24 protein-coding genes are annotated in these 22203 nt (G+C 39.3%); 1 reads left to right on the top strand and 23 read right to left on the bottom strand.

The genetic code is table 11. The features are described from left to right. Window positions 1–96: 96 nt before the first annotated feature. The 23 genes from BMX63_RS16625 to cpaB all read right to left on the bottom strand — a co-directional run bounded on the left by BMX63_RS16625 (window position 97) and on the right by cpaB (window position 20088). Window positions 97–573: a thioesterase family protein gene (locus BMX63_RS16625; protein WP_093137596.1), complete on the bottom strand. Its 477-nt coding sequence runs from the start codon at window positions 571–573 to the stop codon at window positions 97–99. 46 nt (window positions 574–619) lie between these two features. Beyond that, complete coding sequence (locus BMX63_RS16620) at window positions 620–1588, bottom strand: 3-hydroxyacyl-CoA dehydrogenase NAD-binding domain-containing protein (protein WP_093137595.1); 969 nt, start codon at window positions 1586–1588, stop codon at window positions 620–622. A 1-nt stretch (window position 1589) separates the two neighbouring features. Further along, complete coding sequence (locus tag BMX63_RS16615) at window positions 1590–2483, bottom strand: beta-keto acid cleavage family enzyme (RefSeq protein WP_093137593.1); 894 nt, start codon at window positions 2481–2483, stop codon at window positions 1590–1592. Window positions 2484–2485: 2 nt separating this feature from the next. Further along, window positions 2486–3028: a GbsR/MarR family transcriptional regulator gene (locus tag BMX63_RS16610; protein WP_093137592.1), complete on the bottom strand. Its 543-nt coding sequence runs from the start codon at window positions 3026–3028 to the stop codon at window positions 2486–2488. Between the two features lie 42 nt (window positions 3029–3070). After that, entirely contained in the window at window positions 3071–4741 is a 1671-nt protein-coding gene (locus BMX63_RS16605) for a CocE/NonD family hydrolase (RefSeq protein WP_093137590.1), read from the bottom strand. A gap of 36 nt (window positions 4742–4777) precedes the next feature. After that, window positions 4778–5437: an ABC transporter permease gene (locus BMX63_RS16600; protein WP_093137589.1), complete on the bottom strand. Its 660-nt coding sequence runs from the start codon at window positions 5435–5437 to the stop codon at window positions 4778–4780. Between the two features lies 1 nt (window position 5438). Next, window positions 5439–6368, bottom strand: a complete 930-nt coding sequence (locus tag BMX63_RS16595; protein WP_093137587.1) for an osmoprotectant ABC transporter substrate-binding protein — start codon at window positions 6366–6368, stop codon at window positions 5439–5441. Between the two features lie 17 nt (window positions 6369–6385). Beyond that, window positions 6386–7030 carry an ABC transporter permease gene (locus BMX63_RS16590; protein ID WP_093137586.1) on the bottom strand — a complete coding sequence of 215 codons (645 nt, stop codon included), beginning with the start codon at window positions 7028–7030 and terminating at the stop codon, window positions 6386–6388. 13 nt (window positions 7031–7043) lie between these two features. Beyond that, on the bottom strand, window positions 7044–8198 hold the full coding sequence (locus tag BMX63_RS16585) for a betaine/proline/choline family ABC transporter ATP-binding protein (protein WP_093137584.1): 1155 nt from the start codon (window positions 8196–8198) through the stop codon (window positions 7044–7046). A 263-nt stretch (window positions 8199–8461) separates the two neighbouring features. After that, window positions 8462–9109 carry a TadE/TadG family type IV pilus assembly protein gene (locus BMX63_RS16580; protein ID WP_093137582.1) on the bottom strand — a complete coding sequence of 216 codons (648 nt, stop codon included), beginning with the start codon at window positions 9107–9109 and terminating at the stop codon, window positions 8462–8464. Beyond that, window positions 9106–9504 carry a TadE/TadG family type IV pilus assembly protein gene (locus tag BMX63_RS16575; protein WP_093137581.1) on the bottom strand — a complete coding sequence of 133 codons (399 nt, stop codon included), beginning with the start codon at window positions 9502–9504 and terminating at the stop codon, window positions 9106–9108. Before BMX63_RS16575 ends, BMX63_RS16580 begins: the two co-directional genes overlap by 4 nt. Continuing rightward, a complete protein-coding gene (locus BMX63_RS16570) occupies window positions 9501–9965 on the bottom strand; it encodes a DUF4234 domain-containing protein (protein ID WP_177167368.1) in 465 nt (154 codons plus the stop codon). The genes BMX63_RS16575 and BMX63_RS16570 overlap by 4 nt, the downstream gene beginning before the upstream one ends. A gap of 15 nt (window positions 9966–9980) precedes the next feature. Further along, entirely contained in the window at window positions 9981–10637 is a 657-nt protein-coding gene (locus tag BMX63_RS16565; RefSeq protein WP_093137577.1) for a hypothetical protein, read from the bottom strand. Beyond that, entirely contained in the window at window positions 10630–11007 is a 378-nt protein-coding gene (locus tag BMX63_RS16560; protein WP_093137576.1) for a hypothetical protein, read from the bottom strand. The genes BMX63_RS16565 and BMX63_RS16560 overlap by 8 nt, the downstream gene beginning before the upstream one ends. A 12-nt stretch (window positions 11008–11019) precedes the next feature. Next, window positions 11020–11598 carry a hypothetical protein gene (locus BMX63_RS16555; RefSeq protein ID WP_093137574.1) on the bottom strand — a complete coding sequence of 193 codons (579 nt, stop codon included), beginning with the start codon at window positions 11596–11598 and terminating at the stop codon, window positions 11020–11022. A gap of 61 nt (window positions 11599–11659) precedes the next feature. Next, the gene (locus BMX63_RS16550) at window positions 11660–13291 is read right to left on the bottom strand and encodes a hypothetical protein (RefSeq protein ID WP_093137573.1); all 1632 of its coding nucleotides are present in this window, start codon (window positions 13289–13291) and stop codon (window positions 11660–11662) included. A 15-nt stretch (window positions 13292–13306) separates the two neighbouring features. Continuing rightward, entirely contained in the window at window positions 13307–14743 is a 1437-nt protein-coding gene (locus tag BMX63_RS16545; RefSeq protein WP_093137571.1) for a vWA domain-containing protein, read from the bottom strand. A gap of 35 nt (window positions 14744–14778) precedes the next feature. After that, the gene (locus tag BMX63_RS16540) at window positions 14779–14982 is read right to left on the bottom strand and encodes a hypothetical protein (RefSeq protein WP_245732869.1); all 204 of its coding nucleotides are present in this window, start codon (window positions 14980–14982) and stop codon (window positions 14779–14781) included. Window positions 14983–15003: 21 nt separating this feature from the next. Beyond that, on the bottom strand, window positions 15004–15939 hold the full coding sequence (locus BMX63_RS16535; protein WP_093137568.1) for a type II secretion system F family protein: 936 nt from the start codon (window positions 15937–15939) through the stop codon (window positions 15004–15006). Between the two features lie 4 nt (window positions 15940–15943). Further along, entirely contained in the window at window positions 15944–16870 is a 927-nt protein-coding gene (locus BMX63_RS16530) for a type II secretion system F family protein (protein ID WP_245732868.1), read from the bottom strand. Beyond that, window positions 16867–18201, bottom strand: a complete 1335-nt coding sequence (locus tag BMX63_RS16525; RefSeq protein ID WP_093137565.1) for a TadA family conjugal transfer-associated ATPase — start codon at window positions 18199–18201, stop codon at window positions 16867–16869. Before BMX63_RS16525 ends, BMX63_RS16530 begins: the two co-directional genes overlap by 4 nt. Window positions 18202–18237: 36 nt before the next feature. Beyond that, window positions 18238–19395 carry a CpaE/TadZ family protein gene (locus BMX63_RS16520; RefSeq protein WP_093137563.1) on the bottom strand — a complete coding sequence of 386 codons (1158 nt, stop codon included), beginning with the start codon at window positions 19393–19395 and terminating at the stop codon, window positions 18238–18240. Window positions 19396–19452: 57 nt separating this feature from the next. Next, a complete protein-coding gene (gene cpaB, locus BMX63_RS16515) occupies window positions 19453–20088 on the bottom strand; it encodes a Flp pilus assembly protein CpaB (RefSeq protein WP_093137561.1) in 636 nt (211 codons plus the stop codon). A gap of 786 nt (window positions 20089–20874) precedes the next feature. Between cpaB and fdhA the strand changes: the two genes are divergently transcribed. After that, on the top strand, window positions 20875–22089 hold the full coding sequence (fdhA, locus tag BMX63_RS16510; protein ID WP_093137559.1) for a formaldehyde dehydrogenase, glutathione-independent: 1215 nt from the start codon (window positions 20875–20877) through the stop codon (window positions 22087–22089). The last annotated feature ends 114 nt before the right edge of the window (window positions 22090–22203 follow it).

The raw sequence follows: 22203 nt of genomic DNA, 5'->3' as shown, positions 1-22203 counted from the left end.
TAGTTTTATGATTCAGACGAAATAGTCATGAATTTGCACCAGCTACTTAATGAAAAGCGATGCCTGTTTTTGAGGCATCGCCTTTGTATTCAACATTTATTTCTTCCGCCTAATCCCGATAACACGACCAGCCTCTTTTGGTTTTTCTTCTGGTGTATGGTTTTTAGCCAGCTCCTTTACACGCATAAAAATTTCATCTGGAAATGGAGTCGCTTTACCTGCTTTTTGATCAATCCCCATTAACATCTGCTCACTTGTTGCTGCCCGTTTTCCATTTTCACCTATGAGTTCAAAAAATACATGAGCGCGTTTTGAGTCATAATCAATTAGTTGCAGATGAACTTCAAATGATTCACCAAGCTTCATCTCATTCAGATAACAGACATGAGTTTCCATCGTATAGATGGTATATTGATGCTTTTCACGAAAATCATCCGTAATGCCAATGAATTTCATGAAACGATCGACACCCCAGCTAAACGCACGGACATATTCAGCATCATTCATATGTCCGTTATAGTCAATCCATTCGTTTGGTACCTCATGCTGAATAATTAATTTTGGTTCACCCATATGAAATCTCCCCCTTGTCTATCGATTGACACTCTTCATTCAAAGCTTAAAGTCTTCCTGAAAGGTTCGCTCCAGGCCAATATTTTTCCAGTACCTGCTGAATTTCAATTAAGAACTGATCGCGCCGTTCTTCCAATTCTTCCATTTCGACATTACTGGTTTGTGCTTTCGTACCCGTTATTACTTTTTCTGCTAATTCATCGGTCAATTCAGGGGCTTTCAGTTTCGTCCATGGAAGTTTTAACGCAGGTCCAAATTGTTCGAGCAAGTGACTCATTCCCTGCTTACCTCCCCCCATGTGTAAAGTCAAAAACGGACCTAATAAAGCCCAGCGCAGTCCAGGCCCATAGATAATCGAGGCATCTATCTCTTCAGTAGTCGCAATTCCATCATTGACAATGTGTAAGGATTCACGCCAAATTGCCTCCATCAAACGGTCAGCAATATGTCCTTCAATTTCCCTTCTGACTATAAGTGGCTTCATTTTCATTGATTCATAAACGGATTGTGCCTTTTTAATATAATTTTTCTCGGTTTTCTCACCACCAACCAGTTCCACCAGCGGAACAAGATACACTGGATTAAATGGATGGGCCACCATCACGCGCTCAGGATGATGTTGACAATCTGCCTGCAGCGTACTTGGCAAAATACCTGATGTACTAGAAGCAATTACCACTTCTGCTGCTACGTATTGATCAATATCTGAAATAACGCTTCGCTTTAATTCTTCCCGCTCCGGTACGTTTTCCTGAACGAAATCTGCATGTTCTAATGCTTTTTGTAAGTCTTGTTCAACATGTAAATGATCGATTGTTGCACCATCTGCTAAACCCATTTTTTCCATATAAGGCCAAGCTCGTTGAACGGCTTCACGAGTCTTTTGTTCAGCTTCTGCATCAGGATCATAGGCAGTTACATGATAGCCATTCGCTAAAAATCTAGTAATCCAGCCGTTCCCAATTACCCCGGTACCTACAACCGTAATATGTTTGATTGATTCTTGTGATGTCATTCTAATCTTCCTTTCTATATGGGTTAAGCAAATGTAATTCTTCTCTTGCCTCTGACGGTGTCATAATATCTGAGCCAAGACTATGCACGATACCAACTGCTTTATCCACCAATTGTTCGTTGGTAGCCAGCTGTCCTTTCTTTAGATAAAGATTATCCTCAAGACCTACTCGGATATTCCCCCCCTGTAAAAGGGACTCAGCAGCCATCGGCATTTGCATCCGGCCAATTCCAAACGCTGCCCACCTACTATTATTTGGTATGCGATTTTTCATGTAAGAAAGTGTTTCTGCATCTGCTGCAGCTCCCCACGGAATCCCAAGACAGAACTGGAATAATGGATCTCCATCAATTAAACCTTCCTCAACTAATTGGTTAGCAAAGCGAACGTGACCTGTATCAAAACATTCAAGTTCAGGTTTAACCCCGCTTAGCTGTACCATTTTTGCCTGTTTCCGCAGCCAATCAGTCGGGCTTACATAAAGCATATTGCCAAAATTGGTGCTTCCACAGTCCAATGTACACATCTCTGGGAGCAGTTTTCCAATTGGTTCGTGGCGTTCTTCAGGGGTTTGCAAATCAGTACCTTCACCGCCTCTTAACGGATCCTTTTCATCAGGTACCCAGTCACCGCCACCACCTGAAGTCAGATTAATAATAACGTCTGTTTCTGATTCACGGATTCGCTCGACAACTTCCTGAAAAAGGCTAACATCATGACTAAGCTTGCCGGTTTTCGGATCTCGAACATGTATATGAGCAATGGTTGCTCCTGCTTTAGCCGCTTTAATTGCCGAATCTGCAATTTCTTTTGGTGTTACCGGTACGTGTGGGCTTTTAGCTGTTGTATCTCCTGCTCCTGTTACAGCACATGAGAGAATAACTTTTTTATTCATATTCACTCTCCTCCTCGTTTTTTAGGTACATGTTCAAATATTTCTCCACTCTCAAAAAACTCAGTAACTCTGCGTATCCAGTCGTAGTAATCCATCCATTCTTTAATTTCTTCCAGGAGGTCATTTATATCTCTTTCATCTTCTTCTGTAAGATCTGGCTGCTGCTGCAATTTATCCAGTTTTTTTATCAAACGGTGTTCAAAATTACGGCTTCTCTTTACAGCTTTTTGCCATGTAGAAGTAAAAAGAGAAATAAAGGTTTCATAATAATCTTCTTCAACCTGATATAAATCTTTCCGTACACCTTTTTTAAAAACACGCTCAGCAATATTCATATCAATCATTTCCCGGACCACCTGACTCATTCGGGTTTTGCTCATTCCAATTTCAGCAGATAACTCATCCAACGTCATTGGTTCACGATGCATATAGATGGTTCCAAGAACACGTCCAATACTTGTCGAAACACCAAACGCATTCATGTTATCGGTAATCTTTTCAACAAACTGCGCTTTGACATCTTCAATTTTTTCTTCATGATTCATCGCGGTAATCTCCTTTATTAATTAGCTAACTGAAATAAAAAGTTACGCATCATTTCTTGCAGCAAACTGTACTATAACTTTCGAATTCATTTCCCCACCATGATAAATGTGCTCAAATGCTGTTTCTCCCTTAGCATGTGTCTTTGTTGTTGTTCCATTATTCAGATTCACATCATATAGTGGTGCTTGACTTGCTGCAATATCCAACCGTAAACAATCCCCTTTTTTCAGCGTATAAGCTGTTGAACCAATTTCTATGTCTAAACAGAAAGGCTGGTTGTTCGTACGGGCCGTTTCCCGATGAAACGTATCGATAATGTTAAAGACACGTCCTGATGAATCCACTTCCGAAATTCTGAGGGATATATCAAATAAAGGAGATGGTGACGAACACCAGATCTCTCCCTTTACCGTACCCAGTAACTGACAATCTTCTTCAAAAGGCTCACTGGTAAAGACAAGAACATCATCCCGTTCATGTATATCACTTATATCAAACATCCCCGAATCATGTCCTGCCATCAAAGAACCTCCTCCGCGTACTGGTACCGGGTTGGCTGGATCAAGTTTTAAAAAGCTTTTATACTTTACAGATGCAGGTTCTGCTGAAAGTTTACCATTGGTATTTCCATCAGAATTATGAAGAAAAAATTCTTTACTATTCCCGTTTACTGGCCATTCTTCAAATGCCTCCCACCTGTTTTCGCCCATTAAATAAAGATGAACGGGTTTGGAGACAGAGATAGGTTTATTCTTCAGCCATTGATCAAACCACTTTATATGGATTTCCGTTGGATCTGATAATTGATTAACGCCAATATTTTTTTCAGCGTGTTCAAAAAATCGCTCTCCAGCATGACCAGTCATTTTATCGTGAGTCCATGGACCGATCCAGAGCATACTTGGTCCACCATAAGCCTGATATGCTTCCAATGTGGGTTTTAATAAGGCATCAAACCAGCCGCCCATAAATAAGGCAGGAATATCAAGCTGCCCAAGTCTTTCAGTAAGATTGGTATTTTTCTTCCGTTCCGATGTCAGATTTCCCTGCATGACATCAAAAAAGAACGAGTCAGGATCCAGGTCTTTCATTGGCGTCCATTCATCTGCTGGTACATCATACAACCATCCTTCCAACTGTTCCAAATATTGATTGAATTTGACCTGATCAAGATGATTTCGGCGTTTTAGCTGATTCTCAACGATAGACCCTAACACCCATGTTTCAAACTTACCTACAGCGTGAGCATCTCCATCATGACCAAGAATATCTCCCCATGGTTCCGCCATCGTCATCACGGGAGCAATGGCTTTTAATGATGGAGGTTGTTCCACTGCTGCAGCAAGCTGTGTATAGCCGTGATAGGACATACCAAACAGGCCTACTTTCCCGTTAGAAAAAGGGAGAGTTGCCGCCCATTCCACTGCTTCATAGCCATCTTTTCTTTCATGGATAAATGGATAAAATTCTCCATCTGATGCAAATCGTCCTCTCACGTCCTGGAGAATCACGACGTAACCAGCTTCCACCATTCGAGGAACATCCAGATATTCATCATAATATCGTGGTGTCTCCTTATTATAAGGAAGTCTTAGCATTAATACTGGATATACACCATTATCATTCGGACGATACACGTCGGAACGGAGAATGATTCCATCGGACATTGGGCAGGGAATGTTCTTCTCAATTTTTATATGATCTTTACCCATGACGGACACCTCTTTTACAAAGTGCAACTTCAAACATCAGGCTGTTGTTTTTGATTCTTTTACTGGCTGTAGCTTCCGTTCAATCCAGCCCATAGCTAAATCAGCAATAATTGCCATTAGCGCTGTTGGAATGGCACCTGCTAAAATAATCGGAGTTCCGTCTGTTGCATTGGTACCTGTTAAAATGATGGCACCAAGGCCTCCTGCACCTACGAATGCTCCAATGGCTGTAATTCCAATACCAATGACCAGTGCTGTTCGGAGTCCTGCCATAATCACACTAACGGCAAGTGGCAATTCGACCATACGCAAAAGCTGAAAACGAGTCATTCCTGAGGCAAAACCCGCTTCAACAATGGTTTTATCAACATCCTTCATCCCTACATATGTGTTTTGGGTAATAGGCAAAATCGAATAAAGGATTAACGTCACAATAACGGTATTTGTACCAAGTCCCATGACAATCATAATAACAGCCATGGCACCTAAAGCTGGAATGGTCTGAATAATACTTCCAAATGCCAATACCCAGCTGCTTAATTTTCCGTATTTAGCAATCAGGATGCCTAAAGGAATAGAGATAATGGCTGCTAATAGAACCCCATAGGCTGCCATCAGAAAATGCTTGTAAAATTGTACCCAGATGTAGTCGCTATTTTGACTGAAATAGTTGATAAACTGTTCTAAGGTTTCCATCTCATTTTCCCTCCTTCTCTGCATCCTCAAAATAGCCATGCTTTTCTAAGAATTGTTCGGCAACTTTGCGTGGATTCATTAACTTAACATCCGCGTTGTAATTTAATTCCTGCATCATTTCTGTGGATATTTGTCCATGCAGCCGTTCAGTAATATCTTTTATTTTTGGATATTTCTTCAAAACTTCATTGCTTATAACAGGTGATGCGTCATAAGGTGGGAAGAATTTTCTATCATCCTCTAAAACTTTTAAATCAAATTCCTTAATCCGTCCATCTGAAGAGTAAGCCAGTACAACGTCCATCTTGCCACTAGCTGCTGCCTGGTAGACAAGACCGACATTCATTGGATAGACTTCTCCGAAAGAAAAATAGGTTTCCTGAAATCCATCATACCCATCTCCTTTCCGGTTAATCCATGCATTATCTACACCAAAACGAAGATCATCGGCATATGGCTCTAAATCCGATACAGTTTCAATATCGTTTTTTTCGGCAAATTCCTTAGTCACTGCGACGGAATAACTGTTTTCAAATCCGTACGTAGGAGCCCAGGTTTGATCAAAACGATCCACGAATTCACGCTTTACAATATTTAAGGCTTTCTCTGGATCTGTAATCGGGTCCATTCCTAATGTCCCGGATAAATCCGTTCCCGTATAACGGGTACTTGTAATGTCAAGGTCACCTCTAGTCATACCCTGATGTTGCACAATGGATGAACCCAGATGTGTGACCAGCTCCGTATCAGCTTCTGTTTCTCGTTCAATCATAATGGATAACATTTCTGCCAGGATTTGCGATTCCGATGTTCCCAGCGCTCCAATTTTCAATGTCTCTTTTGATGTACTTGCAAGCCCCGGCAGTGAACAACCTGCTAGCATCACAAGTAATAGTAAGATTATACTTCCTTTATATACGGTTTTCTTCATCGTTGTCACCTCCACGATTATGCAGCTTCATACGAATCTTTTAATCCTTCAGGTGTTAAACGGTTTTCCAAAAAGGCCAGGGAACGATCGGCTATTAAGGCAAGAATCGTTGCTGGTATTGTACCGGCGACAATTAATGCTGGCTGAAACAAATTCAATCCATCAAAAATAAAGTCACCAAGACCACCACCGCCAATAAATGCTGCTAGTGTCGCCCAGCCAATAAGGTAAACGGTTGACAGGCGAATTCCTGCCATAATAACAGGCATTGCTAATGGCAACTCCATTTTCAGAATGGATTGCCTATTACTCATTCCCATACCTTTACCTGCTTCTATTACTCCTTTATCCACATCACGTACGCCGATATATGTATTGCGTAATATCGGAAGTAAGGAATAGAAAAATAGTGCGAGAATCGCAGGAAGCTTACCGACGCCCATAATCGGAATGAAGAAGGCAAGTATGGCAAGACTTGGAATCGTCTGTAAAATGCCAATAAATGAAATAAATTTGTCGGCAAATTTTGGAGTTCGCGACAACGCAATGCCAAGTGGCACAGCTACCAATACCCCCAGGATAAGAGCAGCAAGCGAAATATAAAAATGTTCCCACGTCTTCAGAATCAATTCATGACCATGCTCTGCAAAAAATTCCATCATGGTTATCCACCTCCTATTCTGCTAGATTTGCAACTTCAGCTAATTCCATACCATCGCCCCAAATCGTGTCATAAACCAAGTTCGCAAGAGTTGCTCTTGTGACAATACCAACCAGCTTCTTCTCTTCATCAATTACCGGCACATATTTTATACCGCGACGCAGAATTTTATAGACCGTATCTCGTAATAAACTATCCTTAGAAACGGAAATAAGGTCTTTCTCCATGACTTCTTGCACTTCAATGACTTTTTTATAATTTAGATTGATTGCTTCAATATCAATAAACCCTTTTAGTACGTTGTCAATATCTACGACAAGAAGAGAATCTACGTGTTTATCACGCATCGTGGAAATAGCAGATTTCAGAGTAGTCCCGCTTTGTACGGTGACTGGTGAACTTTCCATAATCTGTCCTACTGTCGTAACATCAGGTCGTCCTTGTATTAAACGATCCTTCCCAAGGAACTCCTCTACAAATTCGTTCGCTGGGTTTTTGAGAATTTCATCCGGAGTATCAGCTTGAACAACTTCTCCCTCTTTCATAATGACAATACGGTCTCCAAGCTTTAACGCTTCATCCATATCGTGTGTAACAAATACAATGGTTTTATTTAGTTCTTTTTGAAGCTTTTTAAATTCTTCCTGTAAAGAATCCCTTGTAATTGGATCCAGTGCTCCGAATGGCTCGTCCATAAGAATTAACGGTGGATTTGCAGCTAGTGCCCGTAACACTCCAATACGCTGCTGTTGACCTCCACTTAGTTCATGAGGATATTTATCCAGGTATTCCTCAGGAAGTCCAACCAATTGTAAAAGTTCCTTTGCACGCTCATCTTTCTCTTCCTTCGACCATTTTAATAATGTACCCACCAGCACAATATTCTCCTTAATGGTCATATGTGGCATAAGTCCAATTTGCTGAATGACATAGCCAATTGAACGGCGTAATTCAACCGGGTCCTGATCTTTAATGTTTTTTCCATCAACGAGAATCGCACCTTCAGTAATGTTGATCAGCCGGTTAACCATCTTCATCGTTGTGGTTTTTCCGCAACCACTTGGCCCGATAAAACACACAAATTCACCTTTTTCTATTTTTAGATTTAAGTTATTGACAGCGGGTTTTCCACCATCATATTTCTTTGTTACATTTTTAAACTCCAACAATGCTGCACACCTCCATGTAATACTCTCTCTCTCGCTGAATTACCTTTCTAAGTATACGAGAATAAACGAATGGAGAAAACAAGCATTTAACTTTATGCAGTTTTAAAAATGTGTACAATTTTTATTTTATAAAGTTTATAAAGTGTATATCGTAAAATTTCGGCAAATTTCAGCCAATTTTTACACTTCCTAACCTTAAAAACGTTTTCAGATCAAATAAAAAATCACGATATTAGAGAATTCTAACTCTCTAACATCGTGAGCTATTCGTAAACATTTTCGAGATAAATCAGCTTTGGACCATGCCCGTTTGCCGGGATTTCACCTTTTATAAACGGAATCCTTTCACTAGCAATACTCTTAAAGGTAACCGAAGATTTTACTTCCAGACGCCATTCTGAATCCGATAAAACGAACGAAGTATCCTCTGGATTTGTTTTTTCACTGTCATTGATTATCGATTGTACAGCATTAAATACACTTGAACTAAAATAAGAATTTTGTAAGTGGTCTTTAAATGTATTTTTGAGTAGAATATGTGAGCTGATTTCAGATGGGAGAACATCATTTAATGCTTTTATATAGGCCTGATCAGTGGATAACCCAGTTCCTTCATAGGCATCCTGCTTGTCATTCACAAGCTCTCCCAAACTTTTCCCTCCATGATTAAGCCTAAAATCTATGGAAGCTGCCAGATGGTTATCAAATTCTTCTATCGCTGCCTTTGACTCCTTAATATAGACAGAGGAACCGGCTAAAGCTGCCTGTTGAGCGGTATAAGAAGCTTCACTTCCAACCAGAAACACCTTCGTAATATTTATAATAATAACGAATAATAGCGCAACAATTCCAAGTAACCAGAGTAAGAATATGGATGCATTCCCCTTTTCATCCCTGATAAGTATATTCATTTTACCAGCACCTGACTTACCGTCGTTTCTTCTAAATCAATAGCCGTACTTGATTTCCACTGATCAGGAACAAAAATCAGCGGATGCTTTCCCTCTACCTCTAACTCAAACTGGCCATTAGAAGTTAAATAAGTTACGTCCATCCGATTGTAATTTATAACGGAACTAGAACCCATTACATCTATCACAGTATCCTCCGCCTCATCAATATCCTGGGTGATGGAAAAGGTTTTAGCTCCTTCATTTGCGGCCGTGTGGATTGTGTAAACCGCGTATCCTGATGCAATGACCTGCCACAAAATGAGAAAGAACATAAAGAAAAAGGGTAAAATACCCAAAAACTCTAAACTAATAGCCCCATTTTCTTCCCTCAGCTTCAAGGTCCATTTTTTCATGCCAGACCCTCTCCCATAACTAATTCTTCAGATTCCTCTTTATGTAATTGATTGATTTTATATTGCAAATACCAAATGTGGAATAAAAAAAGAAGAATTCTGTTCATTTGTACAGCCTCATAATGATTTTCGATTCGTTCTTTTATACGGAAAACAGAATAATAGAGTAACCCTAAAAAATAATAAACCAATATGATTTGCACAGATTCTATAATAACCCTTCCATACGGAGTAAAAAGATAGGTCTCTACAAAGAAAAGGAGAAAAGATAGACTTAAAAATACTGTAAAAACCATCCACCACCTAAAGGGAACTTCATTCTTCCGGGAAATGGATTGTATGGCTTCTTTTCTATTTAGAAACCAGTACCCTATGTAGATCCCTAAAGTTAGAATACTAAGCAAAACGACCAAAAAAGTGCCGCTATATTTAAAAACTACCTTCTCCATCTGTAAGGTCATAGGAATCCTCCTCATTTACACGCTCTCATTATTGTTGTGATAACGAAAGGTTAAATAAAAAATAAGTAGTGGAAATACGAATGAATTCAAGATTGCCCTTGCAATTCCATATACATAAAAATTGTTTTCAAAGTTTGCAAACGCGACCATAATACCTCCCCATACAAGAGCCTGAACACTCAAGATAACCAGCCAATCCAGGAATAGTATGATATTTTCATTTCTCATTGTTCTTCCAGCATATCTCAATATGTCTTTTACTCCGTTGTGGGATACATAAAAAGGAATTAATAGAATCATCGAGAAACAAAGGAAGGTTGGAATAAAAAATAAGGAGCTGCCCAGTATACCAATGATATAAAAAGGAATGGTCAAAAATAGAATAACCCCAAAATGCTTGATGAACTCATACAATAATTCCACAACGGATGGATATTCATCATCTTCAACATCTGTAATAGCCAGCCTCCTAAATACAGGAATGATAAGCGTAAAGTTTACAACAATGAAAAATAAGGCATACAGATTAGGATATTGATCATTTGTTAATTGCTGATATAAATAATAAGTAGCAAAGTAACAAAAGAGCGTAAATGGAATCACTAATAGGACGCTAAGCATTACGATTTTAATAAGATGGCGGTTATACATTTCCAGGCTCTCTTTAATCATAATCCCATCTCCCCATCCTTTTAAGAATCGTTATCAAAAGGTATGCTGTTACTAAAGAAGTTACAATGCTAGTCGTTATACTACTATTAACCTCAAGAGGAGCTGTGAAAACAGGGATGTGGAGAACGACCATAGAAAATAGAAAATTAATTACCGTTAAAGATAAGCTCCCCAAAAAAACGGCAAAATATGGAGTATCCCGATTCCACATTGGAGCTAAGATTCCAATAGATATATACGTAATGAGGAAAGTCACAATAATCGTCCACTCTACATTAAGTAAATTTATGAGGCCCAACAGAAACGAAAAAAAGATAGTAAGTAAAATCGAAACGCCCATCGCTCGAATTAACCCTGTAAATTGAAACATTTGAGAACTCCCCTATTGGTTTTCTAGTTCCTCCATACGTTGAGGTGTGATTAACAAAACAGGTGTGATAAATAAAAATAAAATAGCGCCTAAAAATAGAAAAATAGCTATCGCAAGCGCATCTGGATTGGACGACCCAAGTGCTCCAATAAATAATACAGTTCCAAACAAAATAATCAGTGGAGCATAGAAGGCATAAACTTTGCCGACATTTGATTGGCCGGGGTTTTGAATTCCTTTAGCGATTTTCTCAGAAAATAAATAAGGAGTAATAATAACGGCAGCAAAGGTTACAATGCCTATCCAAAAAGCTACTGTTCCATAAATCATCCGGAATATGGGAATCGTGAAATAAACCGTTAAGGCATTTAACATCACATATGATAGTAATGAGAAATACCGTTTGCTCTGATACCGGTGTATTCGCCATAACAAAATAAATAACAACAAACAAAAGGTTGCTAATCCAAAGTTAAAGCCTAGTAGTGCCCAATTCGCTTCAGGTAAAAAACTTACTAAAAAACCCATAAGAAAAAGCAAAAAGGTAGTGGGAATAATTCGACTGTTTTTAAACTCGACTTCCTGATTCAAGCTAAGACCCCCATTCACTTGTTAATAGAATGGTACCCCATAGATGGATGGGGCACCATTTTCAGCCAAATATACTGCCTAATTTTGAAAAGGCTGATGACACCTTGTCTTTTGCCCATTTTGTCGCGCCCTTAGCGGTATCGTAACCTTTTTTAATCCCTCCGGCAACTGCATCATATCCTTTCTTTAACCCGTTTGTGATCCCCCGTTTGATTCTTCCTCCAACATTTGTTCCATTAAAGAAGTACGTGGTTAATAGTCCTGCACCTAAACCGGCTACAGCCCCAACAATCGTTCCAACCCCTGGAACTACAGACCCTGCTAATGCCCCTGACGCCATTGCAGAAGCTGCACTTCCCGCTGCTGTAGATGCAACTCCAATGGCTGCATCAGTCGTGAAGGATGCGGCAAAATCTGTTGTTGCTAAACCGCTTAGGTCCGAAAATCCCTCTGTATGATTATAAATAGATCCAGCGGAAGTAAGTACAACACCTGCAGGGCCTCCCAATTTTAACGAATTGCTAGGTTTCCAAAAGCCCTTTGAAAATACATTCCACGATTGACTAACAGCACTTTTAGCAGATTGAGCAGAATTTTTTAGTAAACCATTAAAAGTGCCTGCGTTTGGCATGGATTTACTGCTTAAAAATGCATTATATCGATCCTGTCGAATATATCTCACCTGTGGACCCATAGCTTTATGTTCACCATTAAATGTATATTGCCGATATCGATTATAAAGCCAATTCGATAGACGGTTATTCAGCTTATTCTTTCCATACACAGAGTAATTTCCATTCTCTAATTGTTTAAATTTAAATCCTGCATATAAAGAGGTCGCACCCTGAGCAACGTCATCGGCAAATTTAAGTCCATAAGTTTTTAGATCCTTAAAAAAACCTGTAACATGGCCATATAAACCCTGACTGCCATCAGTTGACCTGAGTGCAATATTCAGGAAAGACTTCGGTTGCATCTCCCCTTCACCTGATCCCCCTGTATTTCCGTTACCTGTACTACCTGAAGAAGAACCATTACCCCCGTTTATTGTGTGGCCATTTGTAACGCTACCACCTTGAGAGGAACTGCCACTATTTACAGAATCACCAGGAGTAGATGAATCACCATTTACTGAATTTCCATTTGATGGAGCCTCGCCATTTCCGTTTTGATTTCCCCCATTAATAGCTGACCCGCCGTTCATGGCATCGCCAGCATTTGTTTCTCTACCCCCAGTTGCTGTTCCTCCGGAGCCAGGAGTACCTCCATTAACTGATGGTCCAGACTTGGCCGCATTTCCACCATCTACTTCATTACCAGCATGGGGGGAAGAACCTGTTTGAATGGGATTTCCAGATGAAATCTCATCTCCTGCTATGGGTCGATAGGCAGGGAGCTCTGGTACATTGGGAATCATGAATTGCCCTTCCGTTATTGGTTCTGCATCAATAATAGGCTCACCAGAGTTATCATATTCTCCATTTTGAATGGGTTCACCATAAGGTATTACTTCTCCTGGAATAATATATTCTCCCCCCTCAATCGCATCCCCCGGCGTAATAGTCTCTCCAGGAGTTATAGGGGTTCCAGGAGTTATAAAACTAGCATAGCTTACGATCGGAAATAGATTCCAAAAGGTGATAAATCCAATGATGATGATCGCCACTACTCTTTGCACACGATATCTTTTCAAAGAATCACCACTTTTCTATTCGTCAACATTTAACTCATATTTTTCCTCCAAAGCTTTCACAGCTTCTTTATAGCCCTTATCATTCATCGCTTCCAGCTCTTTTTCAAATGTATCAATCTCTGATAATATCCAGTCATGATAATCTGAATTTTTTTCTTCCAAATATTTTCTGGATTCATTACTGATATGTCCATAATCATTTAGGGCATTTACAATAAAATTAATTCTCGTCCGCTCATCGACTACCTTCGATTCTTCATCGGTCGTATATACAAAGATATCCAGCTCATTTGAAACGTGCTGCAAATCTATGCTTTGCATTCCCTGCTCTTTCCAGTCCTGCCATGCATCAGCAATCTCATTGACCTTCTCTAATTCATTCATAAGCTCATTTTCGTCTGATACCGTTTGATAGATTCCATCAACAGAATCCGCAATTTCCTGTAATTGGTTTTGCCCTTCTCCATCCACATCAAATCCCAATACATTAATAATAGGAGTAATCTTTGAATCATAGAGTTTTTTGGCTGTCTGAACGGGATTGGTATCACATGTTTCAATTCCATCACTAACCAAATAAACAATATTTGTATTCTTACTGCCATCAAAAGCAGATAGGTCTTTTTGCGCCTCTTTTAATGCTAAGCCTGTTGGTGTCCATCCTGCTGGCTCTATTTGATTGAGTGACTTCATAAAGGAATCAGCATCATAGGAATCAAATCCGTAAATCCGGTCTGTACTACGGCAGGACATTTTTTTATCCTCATCTGAACCCGTTCCTTTATGACCATAGACACGCAAAGCCACTTTTGTTTCTTCCGGTAATTCATTGAGGAAATTCGATATGGCATCTTTTGCTGCTTTCATTTTCGTTTTGCCATTAATGACCTGGGCCATACTTCCGGATGCATCTAAAAGAATGACTACATTTAATTGCTCTTTAAACTGATACCTTGAATCCTCAATATCCGGATTACCAAGGGATTGAAACTTTAAATCTTTCATCAGCTTTTCAGGCCCTTGAAAATCAAGCTGAACGCGTTTTAAAATTTCCCTGTAAAGATAATCTAATTCCTGATCAGTTGGATTTTCCTTATCTTCAGGAAACGGCAAATCACTAAAGTGTTCCGCAATTTCCTTATCCTGCTCAGAAGTACTTTTTTCCGATTCATAGTCATAAACCGGACCAGCATCCTCCCCGGCTGGCAATGCTTCTAATGCTTCAAAGGTTGACGGTAATGAAATATTCTCTACATTCATTTCTTCAGAAGATGGGTGATTATCGGCCTCTGTTTGACTTTCATCCTGTTTGGTTTCGTCTGTGGAATTTTCCGTTGTGGGTTCTGTATTGTCTGATGATGGTTCCTCTTCTTGTTTCGTACATCCTGTTCCTACAATAACAATGAGTACAAACATTACGATTATTGTTTTGTTCTTTAGCAACTGATACACTCCCTCAGTAAATCAAACGTTTTCTCCTAAAATAATTACCCTACCATGTTGCTAATTTTTGAAATGATGCTTTCAATAATCCCTTTAATTCCATCACTATTATCACTTACAGCCGATGAAATAATCCCAAGAACCAAAATTAACAGTGCTGCAACGCCCAGCCATTCCAGTGATTGTGCTCCCCGTTCGTTTCTGACTGGCTGTGTCATTTTCACATAAAACCTTACCATTTTCCCCATTATCCATCTCTCCCTTTCCGTTTAATTTTGAAGTAACTGAAAAATATTTTGATTTTGACTAAACATATTCATGACCATCAATCCACCAATTAAAATCAGGGATGATGGCAAAACAATGAACGTTGTAATTAGGGTTACTTTCGGTGATGCTTTTGCTGCCTTTTCTTTGATCGATTCCTTTTTCAGTTTTCTCATTTCCTCCGCCTGCTGCCTAAACGTCTGTGAAATCGGTATGCCAAGTCGCTCTCCTTGAAGAAGCGACTTAATTAAAACCTGGAATTCTTTACTCTCATTTCGATTTAATAACATTTGATAGGCTTCTCTTCTTGGAACCCCAACATCAAGCTCTTGAATAAACCGGCCAAATTCCTCCCGAATGGGCCCGTCAAAATAAGGAACAATATCCCTTAATGCCTGATCAAGTGCTACCCCGGCTTGCAAGGTAACACTCATCGTATCTAAGAAATCCGGTAAGTGATAAGATAAATCTTCCTGTCTTTTTTTAGCCTTGTTTTTCATCCAGTAGATGGTTCCAAGATAGCCTAATAAAGGATAGATGACTACGGTCAGCTCTGAAAAGGGCAATTGAATGACCAGACTGATTCCACCGATAATTAATCCGATTATGGCTAAAAAAATTTTTAAGCCCTGTAGCCTTTCAACGGTTAACCGGTATGGATAACCTGCCTGCATGAGCCATTTTCTTACATCATGATTTTCACTTGAAAAATTAATTCTTTGACCAATATGAGAAAAATCATCCGCATATTGAAAGAGCTTTGCTAAAAAGCGCTCTTTCCTTGAAGTCTTTTTTTCTAGCAAATGGAATATGTAGGTTTGCTCTTTTACCTCTTTCTTTAAGTCCTGTTTATAAACAATAAATTGGTAGAAACTTCTTAAACTAAGTCCAAAAAAGAACAAAAATAAGAGTAAAAACAAAATAATAAGGCCATCCATATCATCACATCCTAATATTTGTTACCTTGCGTACCAGAAGGAAGGTTGCGACGGTTCCCCCTATAAATAAGAGGGCGATTACGATTCCTATTCCCGAAAGCAAGGGATCAAGAAATCCATCAATAATATTATTCATCATTAAGACGAGAAAAACGGGTATAACAGGAACCAGGTAGGAGATATACCTTTGTTCAGCTGTCATTGTTTTAATTTCCTGTTTTAGGATTTGACGGTCTTCTAAAGTCTGACTCATTTCCTCTAATATGGCAGATAAGTTTCCCCCTGCCTTCTTTTGAATGAGAACCGTAGCAACAAACAATTTGAATTCCCGATTATTTATACGACTATCCATGGACCTCAAGGCACTATTAAATTCAATCCCTAAGGAAAGCTCATGAGCAAGCTGCTTAAACTCAGCTTTAGCTGGCTCATTAATTTCCTGAGCAACCAGCTGTATGCCTTGATTGAGTGTCATCCCGGAGCGTGTCGCATTGGCCAGAATCCTGCAAATCTCCGGTAATTGCTCTGCCATACGTTCCTTCATCTTATTTTTCCTTAAGAGAAATATGAGTTTCTTTGCAGCTTCGAGAAACAAGATTGATATGATGAAACTAATAAGGAAATCTAAATGAAATAGGTTGGATAAAACAAAGATAAGTCCCATAAACGTTACGATTTGAGCTCCGATAAATTCTGAAGGTGTTAGAGGTATATTTGCTGCTCTTAATTTGTTAAACATAGGTTTTGCAGCTTCTGTTTGATCATAACGGTCGCCCCATAAAACGATAAAGCTTTTTCTTCTTTCCTCGACTTGATAAAACTCTTCAGCCTGTTTCCGCCAATCCCGCTTCCCCTTTCGGTAGTCTAAATAAAACGTTATTCCTATCAAAAATGATAAGACAGAAACAGTCGTGGCTAATGCTACCGTCAAAACCTGACCCCCTTTTGATTTAGATGAAAAATAGAATCCGAAATTTGATTGCCAAACACATTTATCCTTTCTAAACATTGGGGAACATAACCTGTTGCCTGATAAAATCCTTTTACCTTTCCGTTTTCAGTCATTCCTGTTCGTTTGAAGGTAAAAATTTCTCTCATCTCATGGCTGCCATCCCCATTTTTCTTCACTTCTGAAATCGACACCATCCTTCTCGTCCCATCTGTCATGCGGTTTACTTGGATAACAATATCCACAGCACCAACAATGTACTCACGAATGATTCGTGAAGGGAGTTCCAATCCTGCCATGACTACCATCGCTTCAACACGCCTAAGTGCATCATCAGGTGCGTTGGCATGGACCGTGGTAATAGAACCTTCATGACCTGTATTCATAGCCTGAAGCATGTCAAAGGCTTCACCGCCCCGAACCTCACCGACGATAATTCGATCCGGCCGCATTCTCAGAGCATTTTTTACCAGCTTTCGAATCGTGATTTCACCTTTCCCCTCTACATTTGCCGATCTCGCTTCCATACCTACTACATTAGCCCGGTCCAGCCGCAGTTCCGCGGAATCCTCAATCGTCACAACCCGTTCTTCATGTGAGATACAGGTTGCCAATACATTTAACAGCGTGGTTTTACCAGAACCTGTTCCTCCTGAGATAAGAACATTTAACTTAGCTTGAACAACGGCTTCCAGAAACATCGCCATAGTATAGTTGAGCGTGTCAAAACGAAGCAAATCCTCCATTTTAAAAGGGTCTTTCTTAAATTTTCGGATGGACACGAGGGTGCCATTCAAACTAACTGGGGGAATAACAGCATTCACACGACTTCCATCCGGCAATCTGGCATCAACCATAGGTGAACTTTCATCTATTCTTCTTCCAATTGGTGCAACGATTCGATCAACAACATGGCGAACATGGTCATCATCCCGGAACGTAACTTGGCTCCTTTCAAGCTTCCCAAAGCGCTCAATATAGACCTCATCATAGCCATTTATTAAAATCTCCGTAATCGATTCATCATGAATCAAAGGTTCCAGGGGTCCATAACCAACCGATTCATCTAAAATTCGGTTAATTAACAAGGTCTTATCCTGTCGAGGAATAATGACCTTTTCCTCTGACATAAATTGAGAAATTAACTGTTCAATTTTTAAACGCATTTCTCCTTCACTTAAACTGGTCAGAGCTTCCAGATTTGTATCTCGTAACAGCCTTGCTTTATAGTGTTCTACCAGATGCTCGACTTCACTTGTAGTTGATCCTCCCTGAACCATCTTTTCTTTCCGTTTATCAAATAAAGATGGCATGATGTAACCCCCTTTAATTCGGAAAGTCTATATAACTTATTTACGATGCAAAACCGCTTTAACGAACTTACGGATGTCCTTAGCAAAAGGAATAAGCTTCTCTCTCTGTTTTTTGCGAATCACTTCACCTTTATTGATAAAGGTTTGCAGTCCCTTGTAGTCGTATCGAATCGTAGAAGCAATGGGAAAACGTAAGAGGTTTTTTAAATCCTTTAACTGCAATTCCTTTTCCTTCGATAATTCATTCACAATTAAGGTCACACTTGATTGTAAGTGAATCCCTAACCGTTTACATACCTCTTCAAAATTCTTTAATACTTTTAAGGATGAAGTTTCTGGAAGTAGTACATAGCATATTTGGTCAGACTCTTCGATAGCCGTAGCAGTAAGTGCATTCATTTGAGGTGGTAAATCAATGACACAGTAATCAAACGATCTTCTGCATGTTCGAAGTAGTCGGCTAATAAAATCTTCATCCAATTGTTCCCCTATCTCTGCATCACATGGGCTGATCAATATTTCAAGCTGGGAATGCTCCTCCTTTTGGGATACATTACGAATATGGTTTTCATTTAACTCCTGAATAACAGGTTTCAAATCTGCGATGGAGCGATTGGTGTTTATCGACATAAGTGTCTCAATACCGCCATACTGAATGTTTAAGTCTATTAAAATTACCTCGGCAGCCGACTCAAGTTTTAACGTTTGAGCAAAGGTTGAAGATATAAGAGACTTACCCGTACCTCCTTTACCACTGTAAAAGGAAAAAATCTGCCCCCTCCCCTTGCCAAACATAATGGGTTGCTCTTTTTCGGAATCCAGCTTCATTTGATAGCTTTTTTGAATCGTAGGAAAGCGGCTGATAAATAAAGATAATTCTTCTGGTAATACGAAAAATTCTTCGGCTCCAGCCCTTGTCATATTCCGAAGCAGATTAATATCTGAATCTGTCGCTAAAAAGATGATAAAGGTTAAAGGATTAATAGATTTTATGTATTGAACCTGTTCTACAATATGATCATTGCTGGTTTGTACAATGATTACGATATCCCGTGTTTGCCGATTAACTTCTCGTGACACGTCATCAAAACGGACAACGGTGATTGTATTCTCATCACGGTCAAAAGAATTAAGCAGTTGATTCGAAATGGTATCATCTTCACTCACCAGTAAAATATCCAATTTACGTTCCATGTCTATTTCTCCTTGACTTATGTTTCATTTAAGACCCTTGGAAAAACCATTTTTCACCTAATCTGAATGAAATCCATCAGATGTATTTGCTCTTCCAACGTTTGCTTTCAGGATACGAATATGATCAGCATAGTGCTGCATATGGATTAACTCTTCAGCCTTTTCAGCAGGAACGACGACACCAATACCTATATTGTCTTCCCAATATGCATGATACACGAGAACATCCTTCATAAACGTTTCGGTCACTTTTTCCCCATCAACTTCTCTTGAAACAATAATATCTACTCGATCTAATGCTTGAACTTTTTGGTCAAATGTAAGTCTTTCGGTTCTTGGTAAGGAAACGAGCCGATTATTTACATCTCTTAAGACTGATACCGGTTTGATCATGTTTTTTGTAACCAGATCCCCTTCCTCAAGTTGAACAACGGAGACTCGATTATCCAAATCCTCAAGATTTGTAATATGTGAGTCTGTAACAAATTTATTAGGAATTTCCATAACTGTAACATCACTTTTACTTATTTCCTGTCTTGGTGATATGGTATTCTCTGCTACATAAACCTCAGTCATACCCCCGAGCTCTGCATTTAGTGACTTCACTTTTTCATAGACGAAATAACCCGCTATTAATGCCAGAATAAAAGCAAGAAACAGAAAGATGAAGGCTCTTTTCTTTGATTCAATCATATTGCATAGTCTCCCTATAATCCTTGTTTAAATCATTCAGGATGATAAACACCTAAATTTTATAATTATAGTAATTTTTAGTCAATTTTACTCGTTATTAGGTCTTTTTATTTATTTTTTGAGTCTATATTCCTATTAAAATCTGATTAATAGATAGGATTATGTGAAATAATCCCGGTTTGTCCTGTAATATTTTTCTATTTGTGTCGAAACGCCTCAAAAATATTGTCGAAACACGTGTAGTAGCTAAAATGTACTAATTTTAAAGATTTATATTTTTTACATAGAAAAGGAAGCCTCCTTATATTTAGTAAAAGAAGAAAACCACAAATTTATGTAATAATGTTTTCCAGAAAAAGATAAAGGAACTACCTCCAATAACTAACCCGTCTGAGAGAGAGATTTCTTTACCTTAGGATATTGCTTCTTCAGCATGACCCCTTCTTATAAATAGTACGAAAGTATGGTTTTTGAAAATTTGTCCACTATTACAATATTTGACAACAAATGTTTTCCACAATTGTTATCTTAAGGTTACAAGTAATTTTTAATGTAATAATCCAACCAAAAGACGGTTTAAAATTGGAAAACGATAAATTTTATAAATCTCAAGGAGGCGTACGAAAAGCCAAGCTGTGAATCAAGCATGAAAACAAGCACACAAATGGCCATTTCCTATTTTAATGAAGGGAGGACTAAACAAAAGGAGGAACGTATTGTTGTCTTTGTTAGAAAGTATTCGTCTTAGAGAAAAAAGACCATACCATTATTTTTAGGAGGGGTATAATGGCAGGCAATCGAGGGGTCGTTTATGAAGGTGCTGGAACGGTTTCGGTTAAAGATATTGATTTTCCCGATTTAGTCTTAAAAGATGGTCCAGGTGTCCCTGCTTCCAATGTAGGACGTAAGTGTGAACATGGTGTCATTCTTAAGGTTATTACCACGAACATATGTGGAAGTGACCAACATATGGTGCGCGGACGTACGACTGCTCCTGAGGGTCTTGTTCTCGGGCACGAAATAACGGGTGAAGTAATAGAGGTTGGAAGGGACGTTGAATTTATAAAAAAAGGAGATATTGTTTCCGTCCCATTTAATATTGCATGTGGCCGTTGTGATATGTGCCGTCAGCAAAAGACACATATATGTACGAATGTTAATCCTGAGCGACCTGGTGCAGCTTATGGTTATGTCGATATGGGCGGATGGGTAGGTGGACAATCTGAGTATGTGATGGTACCTTATGCGGACTTTCAGCTACTTGTCTTCCCTGATAAAGAAAAAGCATTGGAAAAAATTTTGGACTTAACGATGCTTTCAGATATCTTTCCGACTGGTTTCCACGGTGCTTACTCAGCAGGTGTACAAGTTGGATCAACCGTTTATGTAGCTGGAGCTGGTCCTGTTGGCTTAGCCGCTGCTCACTCGGCTCAACTATTAGGGGCATCAACCGTTATTGTGGGTGATTTAAATGAAGAGAGACTGAAACAAGCGAGAAGTTTTGGGTGCGAAACCGTAAATCTTAGAAAACACGATCGTATAGGTGAACAGATTGAGCAAATTTTAGGAGTACCCGAAGTAGACTGTGCTGTCGATGCCGTTGGTTTTGAAGCATCCGGCCATGGGGCAAATGCAGGAGAACAGCCTGCTACAGTTTTAAACACAATCATGGACGTTACACAAGCAGGTGGAACACTCGGTATACCAGGTTTATATGTGACAGAGGATCCTGGGGCAGCCGATAAAGATGCACAAACGGGTTCATTAAAAATTCGTTTCGGTCTGGGATGGGCAAAGGCACACACATTTGTAACCGGACAGACCCCGGTCATGAAATATAATCAAAACTTAATGAAGCTAATTTTTTCAGATAAGGCACAAATTGCCAAAGCTGTAAACGCGACTGTTATTGGACTTGATGAAGCACCACAGGGTTACAGTGATTTTGATAGCGGTGTAGCCAGAAAGTTTGTTATTGACCCACACGGCTCTATCAGCTAATCAACCGAATATCTCCATCCATAAAAAAGAGCTGACCTGAATGTTATAATGAATAACTTTCGGATCAGCTCTTGCTTATTCCAGTATAAGATATGGATCTATAGAATTTTTAGA

This window comes from Salinibacillus kushneri (assembly GCF_900111405.1).
Lineage (GTDB): Bacteria > Bacillota > Bacilli > Bacillales > Alkalibacillaceae > Salinibacillus > Salinibacillus kushneri.
This window is presented reverse-complemented; position numbering and strand designations above follow the sequence as displayed.